Origin of the sequence: Bradyrhizobium algeriense (assembly GCF_036924595.1) — a bacterium.
Classification (GTDB): Bacteria; Pseudomonadota; Alphaproteobacteria; order Rhizobiales; family Xanthobacteraceae; genus Bradyrhizobium; species Bradyrhizobium algeriense.
Genome location: NZ_JAZHRV010000001.1, coordinates 6,814,899 through 6,836,836, shown reverse-complemented (window position 1 = coordinate 6,836,836; position 21,938 = coordinate 6,814,899). Strand labels below are relative to the sequence as shown.

Here is a 21,938-nt window from a genome sequence, read left to right as displayed (position 1 = left end):
GTCGGGACCGAGCCTCGCTACAACGACAGCCCCTCGGCTTCCGCGAATTCCGTCAGTTTCTTCCGGATCGAGACGCTGCCGGCCGGCGCGTCGAGCAGCGGCATGATGACAGCCTCGGCCTTCTTGGCGTCGAGGTCGAGGATCATGGCCTTCACCGGACCGTGCCCGGTGGCGGACAGCGACAGCGAGCGGTAACCCAGCGCAATCAGGGCCAGCGCGCCGAGCGGCTTTGAGGCCATCTCGCCGCACAGCGACGCCGTCTTCTTCGCCGCATCGGCCTTGCGCACGATGTCGCGCAGCGCACGCATGATCGGCGCCGACATGGTGTCGAACCGTTCGGAAACCTTGGCGTTGCCGCGATCGACCGCGAACATGAACTGGAACAGGTCGTTCGATCCGACCGAAACGAAATCGACCTTCTTTAAGAGTTCGTCGAGCTGATAGAGCAGCGCCGGCACTTCCACCATGGTGCCGACGTCGATCCGTTCCGGCAGCGCATGGCCGTGCTGGCGCAAATAGGTCAGCTCGCGCTCGACAATCGCCTTGGCCTGGTCGAATTCGGCGACATCGGAAATCATCGGGAACATGATCTTCAGCGCGCGGCCGCCGCCGGCCCGCAGCAACGCGCGGATCTGGCCGCGCAATAGTCCTGGCCGGTCCAGCCCGAGCCGGATCGCCCGCCAGCCGAGCGCGGGATTTTCCTCGACCACGGTCTCCATATAGGGCAGCGCCTTGTCGCCGCCGATATCGAGGGTGCGGAACGTCACGGGCTTGGAGCCGGCGGCGTCCAGTACGGTGCGATAGAGCGCCAGCTGGTCGGAGGATCGCGGCAGGCTCTGGCCGACCATGAACTGCAACTCGGTGCGGAACAGCCCGATGCCGGCGCTACCGGTGTCGTCGATATGCGGCAGGTCGATCACGAGGCCCGCATTGATCATCAGTTCGACCGGCTGGCCGTCCTTGGTGACGCAAGGCATGTCACGCAGCGCGGCATACTGCGCCTGCCGCCGCGCACGAAACCGCACCCGCTCGGCATAGGCCGATTCGATCTCGGCCGAGGGGCGGACATAGATCGAGCCCGAAGTGCCGTCGACGATGATGGCGTCGCCGGGATCGGCGATGCCGGGCGCGTTCGGCACCTCACCGACGGCGGGGATACCGAGTGCGCGCGCCACGATCGAGACGTGGGAGTTGGCGGTGCCTTCCTCCAGCACCAGTCCGCGCAGGCGCTTGCGGTCATAGTCGAGCAGCGCCGCGGGGCCCATCGCGCGCGCGATCAGGATGGCGTTTTCGGGAAGCTGCTCGCGCGACGGCGCGTGGTCCTGCCCCACCAATTGCCGCATCAAGCGGTGGCCGAGATCTTCCAGATCGTGCAGGCGGTCGCGCAAATAGGGATCGGTCGAGCGCAGCATGCGCGCGCGGGTGTCGGACTGCACGCGTTCGACGGCGGCTTCGGCGGTGAGGCCGGTGGCGACCGCCTCGTGCAATTTGTGCGACCAGCCGTGGTCGTTGGCGAACATCCGATAGGCTTCCAGCACCTCGCGGTGCTCGCCGCCCTCGGCGACGTCGCCGCGCTCCAGCATGCGGTCGAGGTCGGCGCGCAGCTTGGTCAGCGCCGCATCCAGCTTCTTGATTTCCTTCGGCAGGTCTTCGGCGATGTAGTTGGTGATGACGACGCGCGGCTCGTGCAGCACGACATGGCCGAGCGCGATGCCGTCGGAGAGGATCGCGCCCGTCTTGTGCAGGGAATGCCGCGCCGCCGGTTCCGCGCCGGGTTGTGCCAGCGCCGCCAGTTCGCCGGAGGCGATCATTTCCGCCAGCACCATGGCGGTGGTCTGCAGCGCCTCGACCTCTTCCTCGACATAGGTGCGCTTGGCGCGGTTCTGGACGACCAGCACGCCGAGCGTGTTGCCGGCCCGCAGGATCGGCACGCCGAGGAACGAATGGTAGATTTCTTCGCCGGTCTCGGGGCGGAACGAGAAGGCCGGGTGGTTTTGCGCGTCCGAGAGGTTGAGCGGGCTCGCCTCGCTGGCGACCAGGCCGACGAGGCCCTCATGCGCGTTCAGCACCGTTCGGTGCACCGCGTCGCGGTTCAGACCTTCGGTGGCATAGAGTTCGAGCGTGTTATCGATGCGCAGCACGTAGCAGGAGCAGACCTCGGCCACCATGTTGGCCGCGATCAGCACCACGATCTTGTCCAGGCGCTCCTGCGCCGAGACCTTCTCCGCCATGGTTTCGCGGAGCCGTCTCAACAAGACGCGGGGGCCTCCCGACGTGCTCCGCATGTGCTGGTATCCTCCCCCGCGAGTCCAGCCTGCCGGGTGGCCGGCAGCTGGCGTGAAACGCACGAAACACTACAATTTTATTCATTCGGCGCGACCGCAGGCACCTGATCCCGGCCGAATCGGGATCGCCAAAACCGTGGCGCAGTTTGCGGCAACCCACCTCACAGGCCGTATAGCCAATCGAGGCTTGTTTTGCCAAGCAAAACGCTTGCCAGAAGCAATAACGTGTATGTCAGAGCCGATGCTGCGCCAGCGAAGTGCATGACCTGCCAAAATGCCGCCGGTTTGGCGATCAGACCATGCGCTAAATTTGAGAGAAAATCGTTCTAAGTCTGGTCGAGCCCGTAGAGCGTGTGCAGCGTGCGCACCGCAAGTTCGGTATAGGCGGCGTCGATCAGCACCGAAAACTTGATCTCGGAGGTGGTAATGGCGCGGATGTTGATATTGCGCTCGGACAACGCCTTGAATGCCTTCGCCGCGACGCCGGCATGGCTGCGCATGCCGCTGCCGATCACGGAGACCTTCGACACGTCGGTGGCACTGTCGAGCCTGATATAGCCGATCTTGCCCTTCGACGAGGTAATGGTGTCGCGGGCGCGGTTATAGTCGGAGGCCGGAACGGTGAAGGTGAGGTCGGTGGTCTTGCCGTCCTCGGAGACGTTCTGGACGATCATGTCGACATTGATGTTAGCGTCCGCCAGCGGCCCGAAGATCGCGGCGGCGACGCCGGGCTTGTCCTCGATCTGGCGCAGGGAAATCTGGGCTTCGTCCTTGGTGAAGGCGATGCCGGTGACGACGTGGCTTTCCATGATTTCCTCCTCGCTGCAGATCAGCGTGCCCGGCGGCGTGCCGTGCGGGTCGATATCCTCGGGCTTGTCGAAGCTGGAACGGACGAACACGGGCATGTTGTGCACCATGCCGAGTTCCACCGAGCGCACCTGCAGGACCTTGGCGCCCAGCGACGCCAGTTCCAGCATATCCTCGAAGGCGATCTTGTCGAGCCGCCGCGCCTTGGGAACCACCCGCGGATCGGTGGTGTAGACGCCGTCCACGTCGGTATAGATGTCGCAGCGGTCGGCGCGGATCGCGGCCGCAATAGCCACCGCCGAGGTGTCCGAGCCGCCGCGCCCGAGCGTGGTTACCCGGTTGGTCTGCGGATTGATGCCCTGAAAGCCGGCAATGACGGCGACTTCCTTGCGATCCTTGAAGCGGGCGCTGATCTCGGTGCCGTCGATCTCCAGAATCCGCGCCGAGGCGTGGGCGTCGGAGGTCTTGATCGGGATCTGCCAGCCCTGCCAGGAGCGGGCCTGGATCCCCATGCCCTGCAGCACGATCGCGAGCAGGCCCGAGGTCACCTGTTCGCCGGATGCCACCACGGCGTCATATTCCCGCGCATCATGCAGCGGCGAGGCGTCGCGGCACCATTCCACCAGCTCGTTGGTCTTGCCAGCCATGGCCGACACGACGATGGCGACATCGTGTCCGGCATCGACTTCGCGCTTGACGTGACGCGCGACGTTGCGGATTCGGTCGATGTTTGCGACGGACGTACCGCCGAATTTCATCACGAGGCGGCCCATGACGACGCGTGCATTCCCTGTGAGGATAAGTTAGGTGACCCGTACGGAAAGTGGAGCGCCCGGGCCGAAAGCGGCGTATACATAGCGGCGCGGTCCGGAGCAAGCAACCAGCTTCGTTTTCGGCCCAAAAATGGCGCAAATGGCTGTGGTAGCGGGTTAATTCAGGGTAGGCGTATGGGCCGTTATATCGATGATATCCTGCAGCCCGGCGAGAGGGTGCTGTATTCGACCAACGCGCACTGGATATTTTTCCTGCCTGCGATCGCAGGCTGGGTCGTGGCGATCGCGTTTCTGGTGCTCTCCCGCCTGGTCGCGGCCGACACGTCGATGTTGCTGTGCCTGTCGATGGCCGCGATATCAGCGATTTTCGCGCTGTATAAAACGGCCACCGCCTGGTTCTACCACTGGACCACCGAGACTGACGTTACGAATATGCGCGTGGTCCACAAGACCGGCTTCATCAAGCGGCAAACGTTCGAGATGGGCATCGACAAGGTCGAGAGCGTCGACGTCAACCAGAGCATTCTCGGCCGCATCCTCAATTACGGCGACGTGTCGATCTTCGGAGTCGGCGAGGGCAACAAGACGATCGACACCATTGCGTCGCCGCTGGCGTTTCGCAATGCCATCACGACGCGACCGCCCGGCACCTGAACCATGGCCATGCAGCAAAATTCCTCCGCCGGATTCTCCGGTTCCACGGTCGACCCCGCCGAAGTCGCAAAATTTTCAAAATTGTCGGACGAGTGGTGGGATCCCAAAGGCAAGATGGCCCCGCTGCACAAGATCAATCCGCTGCGGCTGGCCTATATCCGCGACGCCGCATGCCGCAAGTTCGACCGCAACGCCAGGAGCCTGAGTTGCCTGTCGGGCCTGCGCATCCTCGATATCGGTTGCGGCGCGGGGCTGTTGTGCGAGCCGTTCACGCGGCTGGGCGCGCAGGTGGTCGGGATCGATCCGTCCGCGACCAACATCGCCGCCGCGAGGCTGCATGCCGACAAGGGACATCTGTCGATAGACTACCGCTGCACCACGGTCGAGACGATGGACGTGCGCGAGCGCTTCGACGTCGTGCTGGCGATGGAAGTGATCGAGCATGTCACCGATGTCGGCGCGTTCCTCGCCCGCTGTGCGGCCATGGTCAAGCCGGGCGGCTTGATGGTGGTCTCGACGCTGAACCGCAACTGGAAGAGCTTTGCGCTCGCGATCGTCGGCGCCGAATATGTGCTGCGCTGGCTGCCGCGCGGCACCCACCAGTGGGACAAGTTCGTCACGCCCGACGAACTCGCCCGGCATCTCGCCCACAACAAGCTCACCATCACCGAGCAGGCCGGCGTGGTCTATAACCCGCTTGCCGATCGATGGAGCATCTCGTCCGACATGGACGTGAATTACATGGTGGTGGCGGAGGGGGCGTAGTTAATTAGCCCCAGATCTATCGGCGTCTCTATCGTCGTCCCTGCGAACGCAGGGACCTATACTCCGCGGTGCTAATTGGGTTACGAGACGTCTGCCATTCGGGCTCACATGAGAGAGCACGGCGTATGTGTCCCTGCGTTCGCAGGGACGACGACCGTTTGTGGTGCGCGCGCAATCCTGTCATGACGCCGGTTCTGTTGACCTAACGCATCCCGACCGGCACGGTGCGGCAGCTTCCTGCCGGTACTTCCCATGCTCTCCGTCGCCACGCTCTGGATTCCCTTCACCATCATCGCTGCGCTGGGCCAGGTCGCCCGTAATGCGATGCAGCGATCGTTGACGGGGCCGCTCGGGACCTGGGGCGCGACCAATATCCGCTTCCTGTTCGGCTTTCCGTTCTCGATCATCTTCTTCGCGGTCGTGATAGCCGTGACCGGCGACGGCGTGCCGTGGCCGACCGCCGCCTTCTGGCCGTGGCTGTTGCTCGGCGCACTCAGCCAGATCGTCGGCACCGGCATGATGCTGCTGGCAATGAACGACCGTTCGTTCGTGGTGACGACGGCCTATTTGAAGACCGAGGCGATCCAGACCGCGATTTTCGGGTTCATCTTTCTCAGCGACCATTTGACGGTGCTGAAGGTGATCGCGATCCTGATCGCGACCGCCGGTGTGGTCATCGCCGCGCTGCGCCCTGGCGCTGAGAAGGGCTTTGCGGATTTGAAGCCGACATTGCTGGGCCTCGCGGCTGCGGCGGCGTTCGCCCTGTCGGCCGTCGGCTTTCGCGGCGCGGTGATCGTGGTGCCCGGCGTCTCCTTCGTAACGGCGGCGTCCTATACGCTGGTGTTCGGCCTGTTCGTGCAGACGCTGGTGCTGACGATTTATCTGCTCGCCCGCGCGCCCGATGTGCTGGTGAAGATTTTCGGCCTGTGGCGGCCCTCGATGCTCGCGGGCTTCATGGGCGCATTCGCCTCGCAATTCTGGTTCCTGGCTTTTGCGCTGACGGCGGCCGCGAATGTGCGGACGCTGGCGCTGGTCGAGGTGCTGTTCGCGCAGGCGGTGGCGTATTATTCGTTCAAGCAGCCGCTATCGGCGCGTGAACTGGCCGGCATCGTACTGATCGTGACCGGCGTGGCGTTGCTGGTAGCTGCTTGATTCGGGAATCGTAGGGTGGGCAAAGGCGCGTTTGCGCCGTGCCCACCATCTTCCGCCACAGGATATTAGCTGTGAAATGGTGGGCACGCTTCGCTTTGCCCACCCTACGAAAACGCGCCGCGCATCAATTCCTGTCTTCCGGCAGCACCGGCAGCGGCGAGACCTCGACGCCTTCGTCGATCAGCGCGCGCGCTTCGTCCGGCGAGGCCTCGCCGTAGATCGGGCGATGCTCGATATCGCCGTAATGCATCTTGCGCGCTTCGTTGGGGAAGCGCTCGCCGACATTGTCGGCATTTTTGACGATGTGATCGCGCAATTCCTTGAGCTTGGCGCGCAGCTCGCGCTCCTGCGCCATCAGGAGTGGCGTCGATTCCGATGATGCCGTTGCTTCCGCAGGCGCTGCCGGCGTAGGCCGGGCGGCCTCGCGGCCCTTCTTGCTCACGATCTGCGGGGCCATGATGGCGCGCTCGACCTTGACAGAGCCGCAGGCGGGGCAGCTCACCAGTCTGCGCTTTTCCTGGCTTTCATAAGCCGCGGAGCTTTGAAACCAGCTTTCGAACGCATGGCCCTTCTCGCAGCGAAGATTGTAGCGGATCATGCCGAACCCCGGACCAGATGCAGATGCTCAGGCCCTGCCTTGGGATCGGCAATGCCGAAGCGCCGTCCGTGCTGCAACGACGGCACGGCTTTCCGCGCCGTCTCGACCTTGGAGGTATCGATCTCGGCGAGGAACACGCCGGGCTCGACGCCGCCCTCGGCGAGAATCTCGCCCCAGGGGGCGATGATCAACGAATGGCCATAGGTCTCGCGCTTGTTCTCATGCATGCCGGCCTGCGCCGCGGCGAAGACGAAGCAACCGGTCTCGATGGCGCGGGCGCGCAACAGCGTGTGCCAATGCGCCTCGCCGGTCTTTCTGGTGAAGGCCGACGGCACGGTGAGGAACGACGCGCCGGCTTCGGCCAATGCGCGATAGAGCGCCGGAAAGCGCACGTCGTAACAGATCGTGAGACCAATCCGGCCCCACGGCAGATCCGAGATCACGGCCGTTTCGCCCGGCTGATAATTGGCTGACTCGCGATAGCTCTCGCCGCCGGGCAGATCGATATCGAACATATGGATCTTGTCGTAGCAGGCGAGCAGATTGCCGTCGGGCCCGATCAGGAAGGAGCGATTGACCGCGCGCTCCGGCGAAAAGCGCAGCGCCAGCGAGCCGATATGGAGATGGATCTTCAATTCCGCGGCGAGCGCACGATAGGCCTTCAGCGAGAGATCGTCTTCCTCGGAGGCGAGATGCTCGAACAGCGCCTTGCGGTTCAGCTGCATCATGTTGCTCACCTCAGGCGTGAGCACGTAATCGGCGCCTTGCGCTGCGGCCTCGCGAATCAGCTTGGTGCCTTGCTCGAGGCTCGGCTCGGGCAACAGCCCGGTGCGCATCTGCACCATGGCGGCGGTAAAGGTCGAGCCAGCGCTCATGAGGAAGCCTCTTCTCCCGCCAGCAGGCCATCGAGCTTGCCCGCGCGGTCCAGCGCGTAGAGCTCGTCACAGCCGCCGACATGGGTTGTGCCGATAAAAATCTGCGGAAAGGTCGAGCCGTGGCCGGCGCGATCGTACATCTGCTCGCGATAGGCCGCGTCGGTCGCCACGTTCAATTCTGTGAACGCGGCGTTCTTGCGCGTCAGCAACGATTTGGCAGCGGTGCAATAGCCGCAGCCCGGGCGGGTGTAGATTTCAATGGCAGTCATGGCGCGCTCTGGTTGGCAAGTGTTTGAATTATATGGGAGCGCGGTGGCTGTCCACAACCCGCGCGAATACCAGTACGTCGACCTGTGCGGCTTTGGCGCGCAGTAGCGCCCGGGCGCAGGCGTCGGTCGTGGCGCCTGACGTCAGCACATCGTCGATCAGGATGACACGGCGGCCCTGGATATCAGCCATGCGATCGGCGGCGACCTTGAAGGCGCCCTGCACATTGCTGGCACGCTGCGGACGGGACAGGCCAATTTGTTGCTCGGTCGCGCGAATGCGGCGAAGCGCCTCGGAGGCCAGTTTTACGCCGCTTTGGCGCGAAATCACCCGCGCCAGCGCGCCGGACTGGTTGTAGCGACGGCTCCAGCCGCGCCGCCAGTGCAGCGGAACCGGCACCAGCACGTCGGCCTCTGCGAGCAATTCCTGGCCGGCGCGGGCCATCCAGCGGCCCATCGCGGGCGCCAGATCGGTGCGGTCCTGGTATTTCAGCGAATGGACCAGCGTGCGGGCGACGTCGTCATAGCGCACCGCGGCGCGGGCGCGCTGGTAGGCTGGTGGGCTGGCGATCGCCTCCATCGACAGCAATTCCGGACCGGGATCGTACACAAAGGGAATGCCGAGCCGCGGACAGAACGGCGGCGCGATGAACGACAGTTTCGCCCAGCACGCCGCGCAGACGCCCTCGCCATCCACCGGCTCGCGGCAGGAAACGCACAGCGTCGGCAGCGCGATGTCGAGCGCAAGCCGCGGCAGATGCGCAAACGCGTCGCGGCAGGCGCTCAACGCGCCGCGAAGATGGCTGGAAATGGAGCGTGGTGGTGATGCCTCGGCGTCCATCGGGAGAAGCTAGCGCCGTCCTGCACCACGCTCAAGTCGATGAACTGTTGTTATCTGCCCCCGGCTTCCGGCTGTTTCGGAAGCACGGGCCGGAAGAATGATCGCTCAAAGCGGATGAAGCAGCGAGTTTGCTTTGCGAAGGCCCGAACTTCGCGAAAGATGCTTAACTCTCGATTCGAGGTTACGAAGCCGCGCTCGTCATGAAGAGGGATTGAGATGGATCTCTGACCGTCGTACCAACCGGCATGGCTTCGAACCCGACCGCCGCCCCCATCCTGTTCGACCGCGCATTGCTGCGCGCGCGCATCGACCGCGCGCGGCGTGGCGGGCCGGTGACGTTCCTGCTTGATCGCGTCAGGGAGGACTTCGAAGAGCGGCTGCAGGCGGTGACGCGGAATTTTGTCGATGTTGCCGATGTCTGGACGCCGGGCGAATTGCTGCGAAAGCCCATTGCCGATCGCTTCCAGTCGATCAGGCGCATCGATCTCGATCAGTTCGAAACGCTGCCGCTGCAACCACAATCGCTCGACCTCGCCGTCTCGGCGCTCGCATTCCAGTTCGTCAACGATCTCCCCGGCGTGCTCGCGCAGATGCGGCGCGCTCTAAAGCCGGACGGGCTGTTGCTCGCGGCAATGCTCGGCGGCGATACGCTGACCGAGCTTCGGCAAAGCTTCGCCGCCGCGGAAGCCGAATGCGAGGGCGGGGTGTCGCCGCGGGTCGCGCCGTTTGCGGACTTGCGCGATATTGGCGCGCTGCTGCAGCGCGCCGGCTTTGCGCTGCCGGTCACCGACGTCGACCGCGTTGTGGTGCGCTACGACAGCGCGTTCGCGCTGATGCAGGATTTGAGGCGCATGGGCGCGACCAACATCCTTCGCGAACGCCGGCGCACGCCGACCCGCCGCGCCACTATGCTGCGCATGGCGCAGAGTTACGGTGAACGTTTTGCCGACGCGGACGGCCGCATCCGTGCCACCTTCGATATTGTCTGGCTCTCCGGCTGGGCGCCGCATGAAAGCCAGCAAAAGCCGTTGAAGCCGGGCTCGGCGAAAGCGAGCCTGGAGGCGGCGGTGAAGAAGACTGCGCCCAAATAGACAACCTAAAGCAGGATGAGATCAGGTTGGGCCGTGACGACGGACCATTTTTCTTCTCGTGCACCGGACGCAAGCAGCACGAGTGCGGCGAGCCGGCCCCATCCTACTTTGCATGGGGTTGTTTTCGCGATTTTGTGTCGGGGCTCTGCGTGCGGCGGAAGAGGCGCTGCGCTCACATCAACAAATCAATCAGATGCGAGATCAGCGGAATGTCCGCAGGCGGCATCGGATAGTCGCGCAGCTTGTTGGCGCGGACCCAGGCCAGTTGCTGGCCCTCGCGCGCCATCACCATGCCCTCCCAGCGCCGGCAGATGTAGAGCGGCATCAACAGATGAAAGCTGTCATAGGCGTGGCTCGCGAACGTCAGCGGCGCCAGACATGGCTCGCTGACGTCGATCCCGATCTCCTCGTGTAGTTCGCGGATCAGCGTCTGCTCCGGCCGTTCGCCGGGCTCGACCTTGCCGCCGGGAAACTCCCACAGGCCTGCGAGCGCCTTGCCTTCCGGGCGTTGCGCGATCAGCACGCGCTTGTCGGCATCGACCAGGGCGCAGGCGACCACGAGGGTGAGCTTGATGTCAGCCATGCGCCGGTGTCTCGCTTACGATCGGTAGTCGCCATTGATCGCGACATATTCCTTGGTGAGGTCGCAGGTCAGCACGCGGTCGCGGCCCTTGCCGAGGCCGAGCGCGACCTTGATCTGGATCTTCGGGTTCTTCATCACCTCGGAAACCTCAGCCTCGTTGTAGGACGGATCGCGCGCACCACTTTTGGCGACGCGAATGCCGTTGAACGAGATCGAAAGCTTGTCGCGGTTGGCGGGCTCGCCGGCCTTGCCGACCGCCATCACCACGCGGCCCCAATTGGCGTCCTCGCCGGCGATCGCCGTCTTCACCAGCGGCGAATTCGCGATCGACATTGCGATTCGGCGCGCCGAGGTTTTTGTGGTCGCGCCTTCGACGATCACCTCGACCAGCTTGCGCGCGCCTTCGCCGTCGCGGGCCACCTGTTCGGCAAGGTTGGCGAGCACGTCGCGGAAGGCTTTGGCGAACGCCTTCAGGCGCGGGTCGCTGGCGCGGCTGATCTTCGGCGCGCCGCGGGCTGCGGCCGCGCCGGTCGCAAAGGCGAGCAGGGTGTCCGACGTCGAGGTGTCGCTGTCGATGGTGACGGCGTTGAACGTATCCTCGACGCCGCTCTTGAGCAGCGACTGCAGCACGGCCGACGACAGCGGCGCGTCAGTGAACACAAAGGACAGCATGGTCGCCATATCGGGCATGATCATGCCGGCGCCCTTGGCCATGCCGTTGATGGTGACCTTGGCCTTGCCGAGTTTCACCGTAGCGGTTGCGACCTTCGGGAAAGTATCGGTGGTCATGATTGCCTTGGCAGCATCCATCCAGTGGTCGGGCGTGGCGGCCTCAGTCAGCGTCGCCAGCACGCCGTCGAATTTGGTGGCGTCGAGCGGCTCGCCGATTACGCCGGTGGAGGCCAGGAACACGTCGCCGGTCGTGCAGCCGACTGCCTTCGCTGCGGTTTGCGCGGTCAGCGCCGTCGACTGCTTGCCGGTCTTGCCGGTGAATGCGTTGGCGTTGCCGGAATTCACCACCAGCGCGCGGGCCTGTCCCCGGCCGAGCTTGGCGCGGCACCATTCAACGGGAGCGGACGGGCATTTCGATTTGGTGAAGACGCCGGCGACCGTGGTGCCCTTGTCCATGACGGCGAGCAGCACGTCGGTCCGCCCCTTGTAGCGGATGCCGGCCGGCGGCGGTGGCGAGTTTCACACCCGCGATCGCGGGCATCTCGGGGACATCGATCGGGGCGAGAGGGGAGACGGGTGTGGACATGGGTGCACCTTCTTCGACCAGATCAACCGTAGCCGGACCTGGCCCGGCCATCCACGCCTTCAGGGCCGGTCAACAGGTCCCCAGACATGGAACGGCCGGGCGCTTCGGCCCGGCCATGACGATGGTAGATACTATCGGTCTGAAAGAAGTAACAGCGATTTTTTACTTCTTCGCCGGGGGCGCCATCTTGGAATCCGCAGGCTTGGCGGCGTCCGGCTTGGCGGCTTCGGCCGGCTTGTCCATGCGCTCGACCTTGGCGGCCTCACGCAGCTTGGCGACGTATTCGGCCTGCGCCTTGCGCGTCACATAGGTCTCGATCTGGGCCTTGACCTGCTCGAAGTCGGGGGCCTTGCGGGCGCGCTTTTCCTCGACCTTGATGATGTGCCAGCCGAATTGCGACTTGACGGGATCGGAGATCTTGCCGGGTTCGAGCGTGAAGGCCACGGCGGAGAATTCCGGCACCATCTGTTCCTTGGTGAAGAAGCCGAGATCGCCGCCATCGGAGGCACCGGGGTCCTTGGACTTCTTCTTCGCCAGTTCGGCGAAGTCGCCGCCCTTCTTCAGTTCTTCCGCGATCGCCTTGGCCTCGTCCTCGGTCTCGACCAGGATGTGCCGGGCGTGGACTTCCATTTCGCCGGTGATCTGCTTGGCGGCCTCCTCATAGACCTTCTTCATGGCCTCGTCGGTGGTCGCAGCCTTGCCCTCGGTGGCGAGCAGGTTGTCCATCAGCAGGCGGCTGCGGCTGAACGCCAGGCGCCTCTTGAAGTCTTCGGAATTCTCGACCTTCTTGTCCTCGGCGGCCTTGGCGACGATTTTCAGGTCGATCAGGAAGGCCAGCACATTGTCCTTCTTGGTCGCCGGGTCCATTTGCGCGAGGCTGGGGCCGAGTTCCTCTTCCGCGAGCGCCACATCGCTCTGGCGGATCTCGACACCGTTAACCTTGGCGAGAACGGGGTTGTCCTGGGCACGAACCGGCAGGCTGGCGGCCAGAACCGCGGCCAGACAGGCCGTCGCGGCCAGGGAGGCGAGGCCGAAGCGCAGGCCGGTTTTCGTTTCCGGGAACGAGGTGGTCATGGAAAATCCTTGTCTTGAAGAAGGGGCGGCAAAGGCGGCGGGACACTCGCCCAATCATGCGGCCTTGGCAACGCGAAAAGTCTGTCAAAATGATGAATTCCTTGACAGATGGACCCACGTTGACAAGGCCCCAACCCAGCCATATCTGTGCCGGATCGTACGGCGGCGATAGCGCTTATTTTGCTGCGTTTTTTGCCGTTGAACCTTGGATTGCTTAATTCCCACTCATTAGGCGGATGATGCCCCGGAACGGGGTATTTGCCGCGATGCGTCACGGTGAGTTGATAAGCAACTTGGTGGACCACGTCACGGCTTGCAACGCAAGTAACGGCAAAGGCAGGAATTGGCATGATCGGCGCGCTCGCCCGCAAGTTTTTCGGCTCCGCCAACGACCGGCGGGTGAAGGGGTATCAGTCCCGCGTCAACGACATCAACGCGCTTGAGCCCGAGCTTGCCGCGCTGTCGGACGAGGCGCTGAAAGCGCGCACCGCCGAGTTCCGCCAGCAGCTTGCCGACGGCAAGACGCTCGATGACCTCCTGGTTCCGGCCTTCGCCACCGTGCGCGAGGCCGCCAAGCGCACCCTCGGCCAGCGGCATTTCGACGTCCAGCTGATCGGCGGCATGGTGCTGCATGAGGGCGACATCGCCGAGATGAAGACCGGCGAAGGCAAGACGCTGGTGGCAACGCTGGCGGTCTATCTCAACGCGCTGGCCGGCAAGGGCGTCCATGTCGTCACCGTCAACGACTACCTCGCACGTCGCGACTCTGAATGGATGGGCCAGATCTACCAGTTCCTCGGACTGACCGTCGGCGTGATCGTCCACGGTCTCGACGATGCCGAGCGCAAGGAAGCCTATTCGCGCGACATCACCTACGGCACCAACAACGAATACGGTTTCGACTATCTGCGCGACAACATGAAGTACCGGCTCGAGGACATGGTCCAGCGCAGCCACTTCTACGCCATCGTCGACGAAGTCGACTCGATCCTGATCGACGAGGCGCGCACGCCGCTGATCATCTCCGGCCCGCTCGACGACCGCTCGGATTTCTACAACACCATCGACACCTTCTTCCCCAAGCTCGACAAGACGGATTACGAGGTCGACGAGAAGCAGCGCACGGTGACGCTTACCGAAGGCGGCATGGAGAAGCTCGAAAATCTGCTTCGCGATGCCGGCCAGCTCAAGGGCGAATCGCTCTACGACGTCGAAAACGTCTCCGTGGTCCACCACGTCAACCAGGCCCTGCGGGCGCATACGCTGTTCAACCGCGACAAGGACTACATCGTCCGCGACGGCGAAGTCATCATCATCGACGAGTTCACCGGCCGCATGATGCAGGGCCGCCGCTATTCCGAAGGCCTGCACCAGGCGCTGGAAGCCAAGGAACACGTCCAGGTCCAGCCGGAAAACCAGACGCTGGCCTCGATCACCTTCCAGAACTATTTCCGGATGTACCAAAAGCTCGCCGGCATGACCGGTACGGCGCTGACCGAAGCCGACGAACTGTTCGACATCTACAAGCTCGAGGTCGTGGAAATCCCGACCAACGTAGCGGTGGCGCGTCTCGACGAGGACGATGAGGTCTACCGCACCCAGAACGAGAAATACGCCGCGATCCTGGCCGAGATTGAACGCGCCAACAAGCGGCTGCAGCCGGTGCTGGTCGGCACCGCCTCGATCGAAAAGTCGGAAGTGCTGGCCGATTATTTGAAGAAGCACGGCTACAAGCAGATCGATTTCGGTTCGCAGTCCGGAATGGAGAAGCTCTACGCCGCGGCGCGTGCGGGCAAGCCTGCAAAGCTGTTTGCGGTTTTGAATGCGCGCTTCCACGAACAGGAAGCCTACATCGTCGCCGAAGCCGGCGTTCCCGGCGCGATCACGATCGCGACCAACATGGCCGGCCGCGGTACCGACATCAAGCTCGGCGGTTCGCTCGATATGCGGATCCAGCAGGAGACCGCTGACATTACCGACGAGGCCGAGAAGGCCAAAAAGATCGAACAGATCAAGGCCGACATCGAACGCTTCCGCGAGATCGTGCTGAAGGCCGAGGACGTGGTCGAGGTCGAGCCTGCCAAGGGCAATAAGCCGGCCAAGACCATCACCAAGCCGGGTGGGCTCTACATCATGGGCTCGGAGCGGCATGAATCCCGCCGCATCGACAACCAGTTGCGCGGCCGTTCCGGCCGCCAGGGCGATCCGGGACGCTCAAAATTCTTCCTGTCGCTGGAAGACGATCTGATGCGGATCTTCGGCTCCGACCGGCTCGACAGCATGCTGCAGCGGCTCGGCCTGCAAGAGGGCGAGGCCATCATCCATCCCTGGATCAACAAGGCGCTGGAAAAGGCGCAGCAGAAGGTCGAAGCCCGCAACTTCGACATCCGCAAAAACCTGCTGAAGTTCGACAACGTCCAGAACGACCAGCGCAAGGTGATCTTCGAGCAGCGCGTGGAGCTGATGAAGAGCGACAGCGTGGCCGAAATGGTCGCGGACATGCGTCATGACTTCATCGACGACATCGTCGTCAAGCATGTGCCGGAACACGCCTATGCCGAGCAGTGGGATGTCGCGGGCCTCAAGGAAGAACTGAAGCGCGTGCTCGACGTCGACCTGCCGGTCGACGAATGGGCCAAGGAAGAGGGTATTGCCGACGAGGAATTGCTGACGCGGATCGAGCAGCGCGTCGACGAGCACATGGCGGCCAAGGTCGCGCAATGGGGCCCCGACGTGATGCGCTACGTCGAGAAGACCATCCTGCTGCAGACGCTGGATCACCTCTGGCGCGAGCACCTGATCATGCTCGATCATCTGCGTCAGGTGATCGGCCTGCGCGGCTACGGCCAGCGCGATCCGTTGCAGGAATACAAGTCGGAAGCCTTCGGCCTGTATGAGGCGATGACCGCGCATCTGCGCGAGGCGGTGACGGCGCAATTGATGCGCGTCGAGATCGTGCCGCCGGAAGAGCAGCAACCGCTGCCGGCGATGGAGCCGCACAAATTCGATCCGAATACCGGCGAAGACGAGATGGCCTTCGCCAACGCCTCGCTGGTACCCGAGGCCATTGCCGCCGATCGCGATCCGAAAAACCCTGCAAGCTGGGGCAAGGTCGGCCGCAACGAGGATTGCCCCTGCGGCAGCGGCAAGAAGTACAAGCACTGCCACGGCAAATACGGGTGAGCTTGAGCTGAGGCATCGGTTGGCGAGGCCGTTAAGCCAGCGACTGCTGGCTCGCACCTTTCTGGACGGCTGAACTCGCCCTTGAGGGCGGGATACCGTGCGCCGGCCCTGCAACCTGGGACTAAAGTAACGGAGAGTGCTTGCAAATCATCAATCTTTGCGGGCATTTCAACGGGTTGTTAGGAGGTTGTGTCTAATTTCTCGATGGCGCGTTGCGCGAGTTTGCCAAGCGCACCTATAGAACCCGTTCTGGGGCTCCATCAGAGGGCAGCGTCTTGCAATCCATATCCAAGATTCACGGCCGCTATTATTTGGCGATCTTCGTGCTGGCGTCGGCGACGCTTTCCTACCAGATACTGATAACGCGCTTCTTCAGCGTTATGCTCTATTATCATTTCGCGTTCGCCGCCATTTCACTGGCCATGCTCGGGCTGACCCGCGGAGCGATGGAGGTCTACGGCAAGCCCGAACGCTATACGTCCGAACGGGTTGGCGTCGAATTCGCGCGCCACGCATCGTGGTTCGCACTCGGCAGTGTTGGCGCAATGGTCGGGCTGTTGTGCTTGCCGCTCCTGGTGTCCGGTGAAGCCGTGGCGATCGTCCTTGCGCTGGCGATCATCGCCTTCGTGTGGCCTTTCACCGAAGGCGGCGTCTGCATAACGCTCTTGCTGACCCGTTTGCCATATAGCGGCGGATGGCTCTACGCAGCCGATCTTGTGGGGGCCGCAGTTGGATGTCTCGGCGTGATCTTCCTGCTGCTGGTGATCGATCCCGTCAGTGCCACGTTATGGATCGCAGCCCTCTCTGCCGGCGTGGGCTGGATTGTCATCCGGAACAGCGATGAGGTCCGCAGCCTTCGCTTGAGCGGCGCTATCGCACTGGCAATGGCCGTTGCGGCCACAGTGCATACCGGCCTTGACCTGACCGGAAAGAGCCACCTCGGTGTGTTCTGGGCCAAGGGTGAGGAGCAGGCCGGCACGCTGTTCGAGCGCTGGAATACCTATTCGCGGGTACGGGTGCGGGAGTGGGCCGGGAAAGCCCCGTTCGGCTGGGGACTGGCCCGCCCGTCCGAGGTCAGGGTTGACCAGCATTATATCGATATCGATGCCGATGCAGGCACGGTCATCACCAGGTACGATGGCGACGTTGGCAAACTCAGCTACCTGAAAGATGACGTCATCAATGCCGCCTACCTCGTACAGCCCGCCGCCGACGTCGCGGTCGTTGGCGTTGGTGGCGGCCGCGACATCCTTTCCGGTCTGGTTTTCGGCGCCAAGCAGATACGCGGCATTGAGATCAATCCGGCGATCTTTGAGGTGCTCACCGAAAAATTCGCCGATTTCGCCGGCCATCTCGAGCGCCAGCCCGGCGTTTCCCTGGTCAATGCCGAAGCGCGAAGCTATATCAATCACTCGTCCGAGCGGTACGACCTGGTCCAGATTTCACTGATCGACACCTGGGCGGCGACGGCGGCAGGTGGTCTGACGCTCACGGAAAACCGTCTCTATACCGTCGAAGCGTGGGATGATTTCTACCGCGCACTGAAGCCTGGCGGGCTGCTGTCGGTTTCGCGCTGGTACGACGGGGACAAGCACCGCGGCGAATTCTACCGGCTGATTGCGATCGCGGCCAGCGCCTTGCAGCGCAAGGGCGTGCCGGCCGCCGAGCTCCGGCATCATGTGGTCGCGCTGAACGTGGGCAACATCGTAACGGTCATTACGCGGCCCGACGCGTTCACCGATGCGCAATGGCAGGAGGCACGCGGAAGGCTCCAGGCGCAGGGATTCAAGATATTCCTGGGGCCGGATGTCGCCTTTGATGCCGTCACCTCGACGTTGTTGTCCGACAAGGCGGACGCAGCATTCTTCGATTCTTTGCCGGAGAACATCGCTCCATCGACGGATGACAAGCCGTTCTTCTTCTTCACGTCGCGCCTCGGCGATCTGACGAACATGTATCCATGGGGAGGAATGAACAACAATGTTGCGGTCAGCATGACCGGCTTGCTGATCATCGTCGCGCTCCTTGCCTGCGGATACTACATCGTTCTGCCCTTCCTCGGTCTTGCGAGGCGGATGCCGTTATCGACGCTGGCGCCGCCAATGGCCTATTTCAGTGCGATCGGGATGGGTTTCATGCTGATCGAGATATCGCAAATGCAGCGCCTGATGGTCTTCCTCGGCCATCCCGTCTACGGGCTGAGCGTGGTGCTCTTTACGATTCTTCTCTTCAGCGGTATCGGCAGTGCCACAGTCGGCGCGGATACCCCTCGGCCACGCGCCATTGTCTGGAGGTTTGCAGTCCTCCTGATCACGATCGTGGCAGCCGGGCTGCTAACGCCGCTGGTTACCACCTGGACGCGGTCGCAACCAACCGACATGCGCATTCTGGTTTCAGTCCTGCTGCTGGCACCTCCGGCGTTCTGCATGGGGATGATGTTTCCGCTCGGCCTCAGTATCTGGCGCCGTCAAGAAGCGCTGTTGCCGTTCTTCTGGAGCACCAACGGGGTTACGTCGATGCTGGCGTCGGTGCTGGGTATGGCCTTGTCGATCCAGTTCGGTATCGCCAAGACCTATGCGCTCGGCGCGTGCTTCTATGTGGTCTGCGCCATCGCGATCGCCGCAAGCCGCCGGGCCGACCCCATCGTCACGCTCGCAACGAAGCCCGTCACCGGCGTCGGCCTCGTGCCGCAGGACGAAGCGGCTTCATGACTCGACCGCGCTCTGCGCCGCGGGCGTCGTTGCGATAAAGACTGTCGGGGAATTCGGAAAGTTGCGTTTGCGTTCGCGGGGCATGCGGCGGCTTTGGCCGTGGCAGCAAGTGAAGCCGTTACTTCACCGCGCCGAAGCGGCTGTCGAACGAGTTCGGCGGCACGATCGGTGCGGAACCGGCGACCTGATTGTCCTTGGCGGAGGCCGGGGTGTCGGACACCGACGATCTTAGCGGCGGCCGGGCGGCGGCCTGTTTGCTGTCATGCTTTGGCGCCGTGGTCTTCGGCGCCGCCGCCTCGGGACGGGGCGCGGTTTGCTTGGCCTCGACCTTCGGCTTCGAAGGCGGCGTGCTTGCGGTAGCGTCAGCCGCGCCGCCGATACCGACCTTGCGAGCAAGATTGGAGAAGAACCCGTCATTCTGGGCCGGCGGCGCCGCATTGGCGACGCGCGTTGGTGCCGCGGCAGGGGTGGGAGCCGGGGCTGCGGCAAGCTTCGGCGGTTCCGGCGTACCCATCAGCAGATTATCGGAGGGCGCCTTGGGCGGATTGACGTGGGAGGGAACGGTGCCGGGAGCGCGCGCCATCAGCGACAGGCTTGAGCCGTCGCCGGGCTCTGAAAGGCCGGTGCTGGCTTCAGGCACACGGGCGGCGAACACCCGGTGCATGCCGCCGTCGATGCCGGTGTTGGCCCGGGCGACCGGCGTTCCCTTTGCGATCAGCCGCGCGGTTTCGGCAAGGTCGGTCGCCTGCTTTTCGCGGACGGCGTCAGCGACCTCGTCGGGAATCACATAGGCCGGGCACTTGGCCGAAGCGTCGAATACCAGGTCGCGCGTGGCGTTCGGCGGCTTGGCGGCATCGAACACGTATTTCTTCTCGCAGAAATCGACCTTCGGCTCCTGCTTCGTCACCTCGAAATGATCATTGCCTTCCTTGATCATCTTCCAGAACGGCATGTTCGGATTGTTGCGATGCTTCGCCATGTTCATCGGCGTCATCTTGAACGGATAGGCCTGCAGCTGGAACGATTTCTGGCCGCCGAAGAAGGATTCGCGGCCCAGCGAATAGATTTCCGCGATCTGCTCGTCGGTCATCGCGTAGCAGCCGCGCGATGAGCAGTCGCCATGCACCATCAGCTGCGAGCCGGTCCGCCCCAGCGCTTTGTCGAACGCGTTCGGATAGCCGGTGTTGAAGGAGAGGTAATAGGCCGACTGCGGGTTCATCTGCGCCGGTGAAATCGCATAGAAGCCTTCCGGCGCCTGGCGGTCGCCCTCGCGGACCTTGGGTCCGAGATCGCCCGACCAGCGGCAGATCGGATAGGTTTTCAGCAGCGCGAAACGGCCGGAGCGGTCCTGCTTCCAGATCTCGAGTTCGGCTTCCTGTTTGAACAGGCGAACCAGGATCGGCGACTGCAGGTCCATGTCTTTCGCCGTCATGTCGGCGATCAGTTTTGGCGGGACTGGCTGGTTGGCCTTGGCGTTGTTGGCCAGTGAGATGTCGTCGCCGTTGCAACTGCCCAGCAGTGCGCCTGCGCCCGCGAGGGCAGCCGACGTGACGAGCGCGCGAACCAGCGAGCGGTTAATCAAAGGCTAAGCTCCACACCCACCGGGCATTTTCGCACCCCAAATCACAGCGAACATGCCCTGAAGCCAATGCATAAAATAGTACCCTTTGACCTTCCGCGCCGCAACCCGAACGCGATGCGCCAGCCGCTTCCACGGCCAAGCATGGTCAATAGAGTTTAAAGACTGGGTCTGGGCCTAATTAGGGCCGAATCAAGTGATCCGACGAAATAAAGCACCTTTAAGGCGGCGTTAACGAATGGGGATATGCCGGGCCGGCCGACCCCATCCAGGGGGTAAGGGGCAATCAGCCGAGCTTGCGGCCGATATCGAGGAATTTCTGCCGTCGCTGCCGGCGGATGCCGTCCGCGTCCAGATTGCGTAGGTCGTTGAAGGCCTCGGCGATCGCATCGCCCGTGGCCGAGATCATGGCAACGGAATCGCGGTGGGCGCCGCCGGAGGGTTCTTTCAGGATCTGGTCGATCACGCCGAATCGCAGCATGTCCTGGGCGGTGATCTTCATGCCGTTGGCGACTTCCTGGGCCTTGGTGCCGTCGCGCCACAGGATCGAGGAGGCCGCCTCCGGGGAGATCACGCTGTAGATCGCGTGTTCGAACATCAGCACCTTGTTCGCGGTGGTGATGGCGATGGCGCCGCCCGACATGCCCTCGCCGGTGATGATCGCGATATTGGGGACGCCGAGCGAGAGGCATGTGTCGGTCGAGCGTGCGATCGCTTCCGCCACGCCGCGCTCCTCGGCGCCGATGCCGGGATAGGCGCCGGCGGAATCGACGATCGACAGCACCGGAATGCCGAAACGATCGGCCATCTCCATCAGCCGGACGGCCTTGCGATAGCCTTCCGGGCGAGCCATGCCGAAATTGTGCTTGATGCGGCCGTCGGTGGTGGCGCCCTTTTCCTGGCCGACCACGCAGATGCTCTCGCCGCGAAAGCGGCCGAAGCCGCCCACCAGCGCCTCGTCCTCGGCGAATTTGCGGTCGCCGGCCATCGGCGTGAATTCCGTCATCAGCGCGTTGACGAAATCGGTGAAATGCGGGCGCTGCGGATGGCGCGCCACCAGCGTCTTCTGCCATGGCGTCAAATTGGCGTAGAGGTCGCTCAGCGCCTGCTGCGCCTTGTCCTCTATGCGCGCGATTTCGTCGCCGATGTCGCTGCCGGACGCCGCCAGCGCACGCAGTTCATCGACCTTGGCCTCTAGTTCGGCGACTGGTTTTTCAAAGTCGAGATAGCTGCGCATCTGATCCGGCATCGAAACAATATAGGTAACAACGTGCTTTGAGGCGAAGCGGTTTCGATTCGCTTAAGGAAAGCACGCATCTTCAATGATTTAGCGTGCATTCGGCCCAGGTGACCCCGGGTTGCCGAAAGCGCGCCAAACAAGGCCGCGGGCGGGACGGCTGTTTCGGGGGAGATCGCTCGGAAGTCAAGGCGTGGCGTGCGACG

The 21,938-nt window shown here is 63.4% G+C and carries 16 protein-coding genes and 1 pseudogene; 6 read left to right on the top strand and 11 right to left on the bottom strand.

From position 1 onward, the window contains the following. Window positions 1-17: 17 nt before the first annotated feature. Window positions 18-2,285 (bottom strand): phosphoenolpyruvate--protein phosphotransferase, encoded by a 2,268-nt coding sequence (gene ptsP / locus V1286_RS32930; RefSeq protein WP_334487029.1) that lies wholly within the window; start codon window positions 2,283-2,285, stop codon window positions 18-20. Window positions 2,286-2,611: 326 nt separating this feature from the next. Further along, entirely contained in the window at window positions 2,612-3,865 is a 1,254-nt protein-coding gene (locus V1286_RS32925; RefSeq protein WP_334487026.1) for an aspartate kinase, read from the bottom strand. Window positions 3,866-4,039: 174 nt separating this feature from the next. On the opposite strand from V1286_RS32925, the gene V1286_RS32920 reads away from it, so the two are divergent. The 3 genes from V1286_RS32920 to V1286_RS32910 all read left to right on the top strand — a co-directional run bounded on the left by V1286_RS32920 (window position 4,040) and on the right by V1286_RS32910 (window position 6,436). Then, a complete protein-coding gene (locus V1286_RS32920) occupies window positions 4,040-4,519 on the top strand; it encodes a PH domain-containing protein (RefSeq protein WP_334487024.1) in 480 nt (159 codons plus the stop codon). Between the two features lie 3 nt (window positions 4,520-4,522). Then, window positions 4,523-5,284, top strand: coding sequence for a bifunctional 2-polyprenyl-6-hydroxyphenol methylase/3-demethylubiquinol 3-O-methyltransferase UbiG (gene ubiG, locus V1286_RS32915; RefSeq protein ID WP_334487022.1), 762 nt, complete (start codon window positions 4,523-4,525; stop codon window positions 5,282-5,284). Window positions 5,285-5,536: 252 nt separating this feature from the next. Then, window positions 5,537-6,436 (top strand): EamA/RhaT family transporter, encoded by a 900-nt coding sequence (locus tag V1286_RS32910; protein ID WP_334487019.1) that lies wholly within the window; start codon window positions 5,537-5,539, stop codon window positions 6,434-6,436. A 124-nt stretch (window positions 6,437-6,560) separates the two neighbouring features. Here V1286_RS32910 and V1286_RS32905 read toward each other — a convergent pair whose 3' ends face one another. The 4 genes from V1286_RS32905 to V1286_RS32890 are packed head-to-tail and all read right to left on the bottom strand — an operon-like array spanning window position 6,561 to window position 9,016. Next, entirely contained in the window at window positions 6,561-7,034 is a 474-nt protein-coding gene (locus V1286_RS32905; RefSeq protein WP_334487016.1) for a DUF1178 family protein, read from the bottom strand. Further along, complete coding sequence (locus V1286_RS32900; protein ID WP_334487013.1) at window positions 7,031-7,909, bottom strand: carbon-nitrogen hydrolase family protein; 879 nt, start codon at window positions 7,907-7,909, stop codon at window positions 7,031-7,033. Before V1286_RS32900 ends, V1286_RS32905 begins: the two co-directional genes overlap by 4 nt. Beyond that, window positions 7,906-8,178, bottom strand: a complete 273-nt coding sequence (grxC, locus tag V1286_RS32895) for a glutaredoxin 3 (protein WP_334487010.1) — start codon at window positions 8,176-8,178, stop codon at window positions 7,906-7,908. Before grxC ends, V1286_RS32900 begins: the two co-directional genes overlap by 4 nt. Window positions 8,179-8,206: 28 nt before the next feature. Continuing rightward, the gene (locus tag V1286_RS32890) at window positions 8,207-9,016 is read right to left on the bottom strand and encodes a ComF family protein (RefSeq protein ID WP_334487008.1); all 810 of its coding nucleotides are present in this window, start codon (window positions 9,014-9,016) and stop codon (window positions 8,207-8,209) included. A 245-nt stretch (window positions 9,017-9,261) separates the two neighbouring features. Here V1286_RS32890 and V1286_RS32885 point away from each other — a divergent pair, with 245 nt between their 5' ends. Further along, entirely contained in the window at window positions 9,262-10,107 is an 846-nt protein-coding gene (locus V1286_RS32885) for a methyltransferase domain-containing protein (protein ID WP_334487006.1), read from the top strand. A gap of 172 nt (window positions 10,108-10,279) precedes the next feature. Here V1286_RS32885 and V1286_RS32880 read toward each other — a convergent pair whose 3' ends face one another. From V1286_RS32880 to V1286_RS32870, 3 genes and pseudogenes are all read right to left on the bottom strand, one after another. After that, window positions 10,280-10,690 carry a (deoxy)nucleoside triphosphate pyrophosphohydrolase gene (locus tag V1286_RS32880; RefSeq protein ID WP_334487004.1) on the bottom strand — a complete coding sequence of 137 codons (411 nt, stop codon included), beginning with the start codon at window positions 10,688-10,690 and terminating at the stop codon, window positions 10,280-10,282. Window positions 10,691-10,705: 15 nt separating this feature from the next. After that, window positions 10,706-11,948 (bottom strand): annotated as a pseudogene (argJ, locus tag V1286_RS32875) (bifunctional glutamate N-acetyltransferase/amino-acid acetyltransferase ArgJ). A gap of 162 nt (window positions 11,949-12,110) precedes the next feature. After that, window positions 12,111-13,022: a peptidylprolyl isomerase gene (locus tag V1286_RS32870; RefSeq protein ID WP_334487001.1), complete on the bottom strand. Its 912-nt coding sequence runs from the start codon at window positions 13,020-13,022 to the stop codon at window positions 12,111-12,113. Window positions 13,023-13,370: 348 nt separating this feature from the next. Here V1286_RS32870 and secA point away from each other — a divergent pair, with 348 nt between their 5' ends. Further along, window positions 13,371-16,205: a preprotein translocase subunit SecA gene (gene secA / locus V1286_RS32865; protein ID WP_334486999.1), complete on the top strand. Its 2,835-nt coding sequence runs from the start codon at window positions 13,371-13,373 to the stop codon at window positions 16,203-16,205. A 275-nt stretch (window positions 16,206-16,480) separates the two neighbouring features. Further along, complete coding sequence (locus V1286_RS32860) at window positions 16,481-18,916, top strand: spermidine synthase family protein (RefSeq protein WP_334486997.1); 2,436 nt, start codon at window positions 16,481-16,483, stop codon at window positions 18,914-18,916. Window positions 18,917-19,034: 118 nt separating this feature from the next. Here the strand turns inward: V1286_RS32860 and V1286_RS32855 are convergent, their stop codons facing one another. Beyond that, a complete protein-coding gene (locus tag V1286_RS32855) occupies window positions 19,035-20,498 on the bottom strand; it encodes a murein L,D-transpeptidase family protein (protein ID WP_334486994.1) in 1,464 nt (487 codons plus the stop codon). Between the two features lie 283 nt (window positions 20,499-20,781). Further along, window positions 20,782-21,744 (bottom strand): acetyl-CoA carboxylase carboxyltransferase subunit alpha, encoded by a 963-nt coding sequence (locus tag V1286_RS32850; protein WP_334486992.1) that lies wholly within the window; start codon window positions 21,742-21,744, stop codon window positions 20,782-20,784. Window positions 21,745-21,938: the final 194 nt, after the last annotated feature.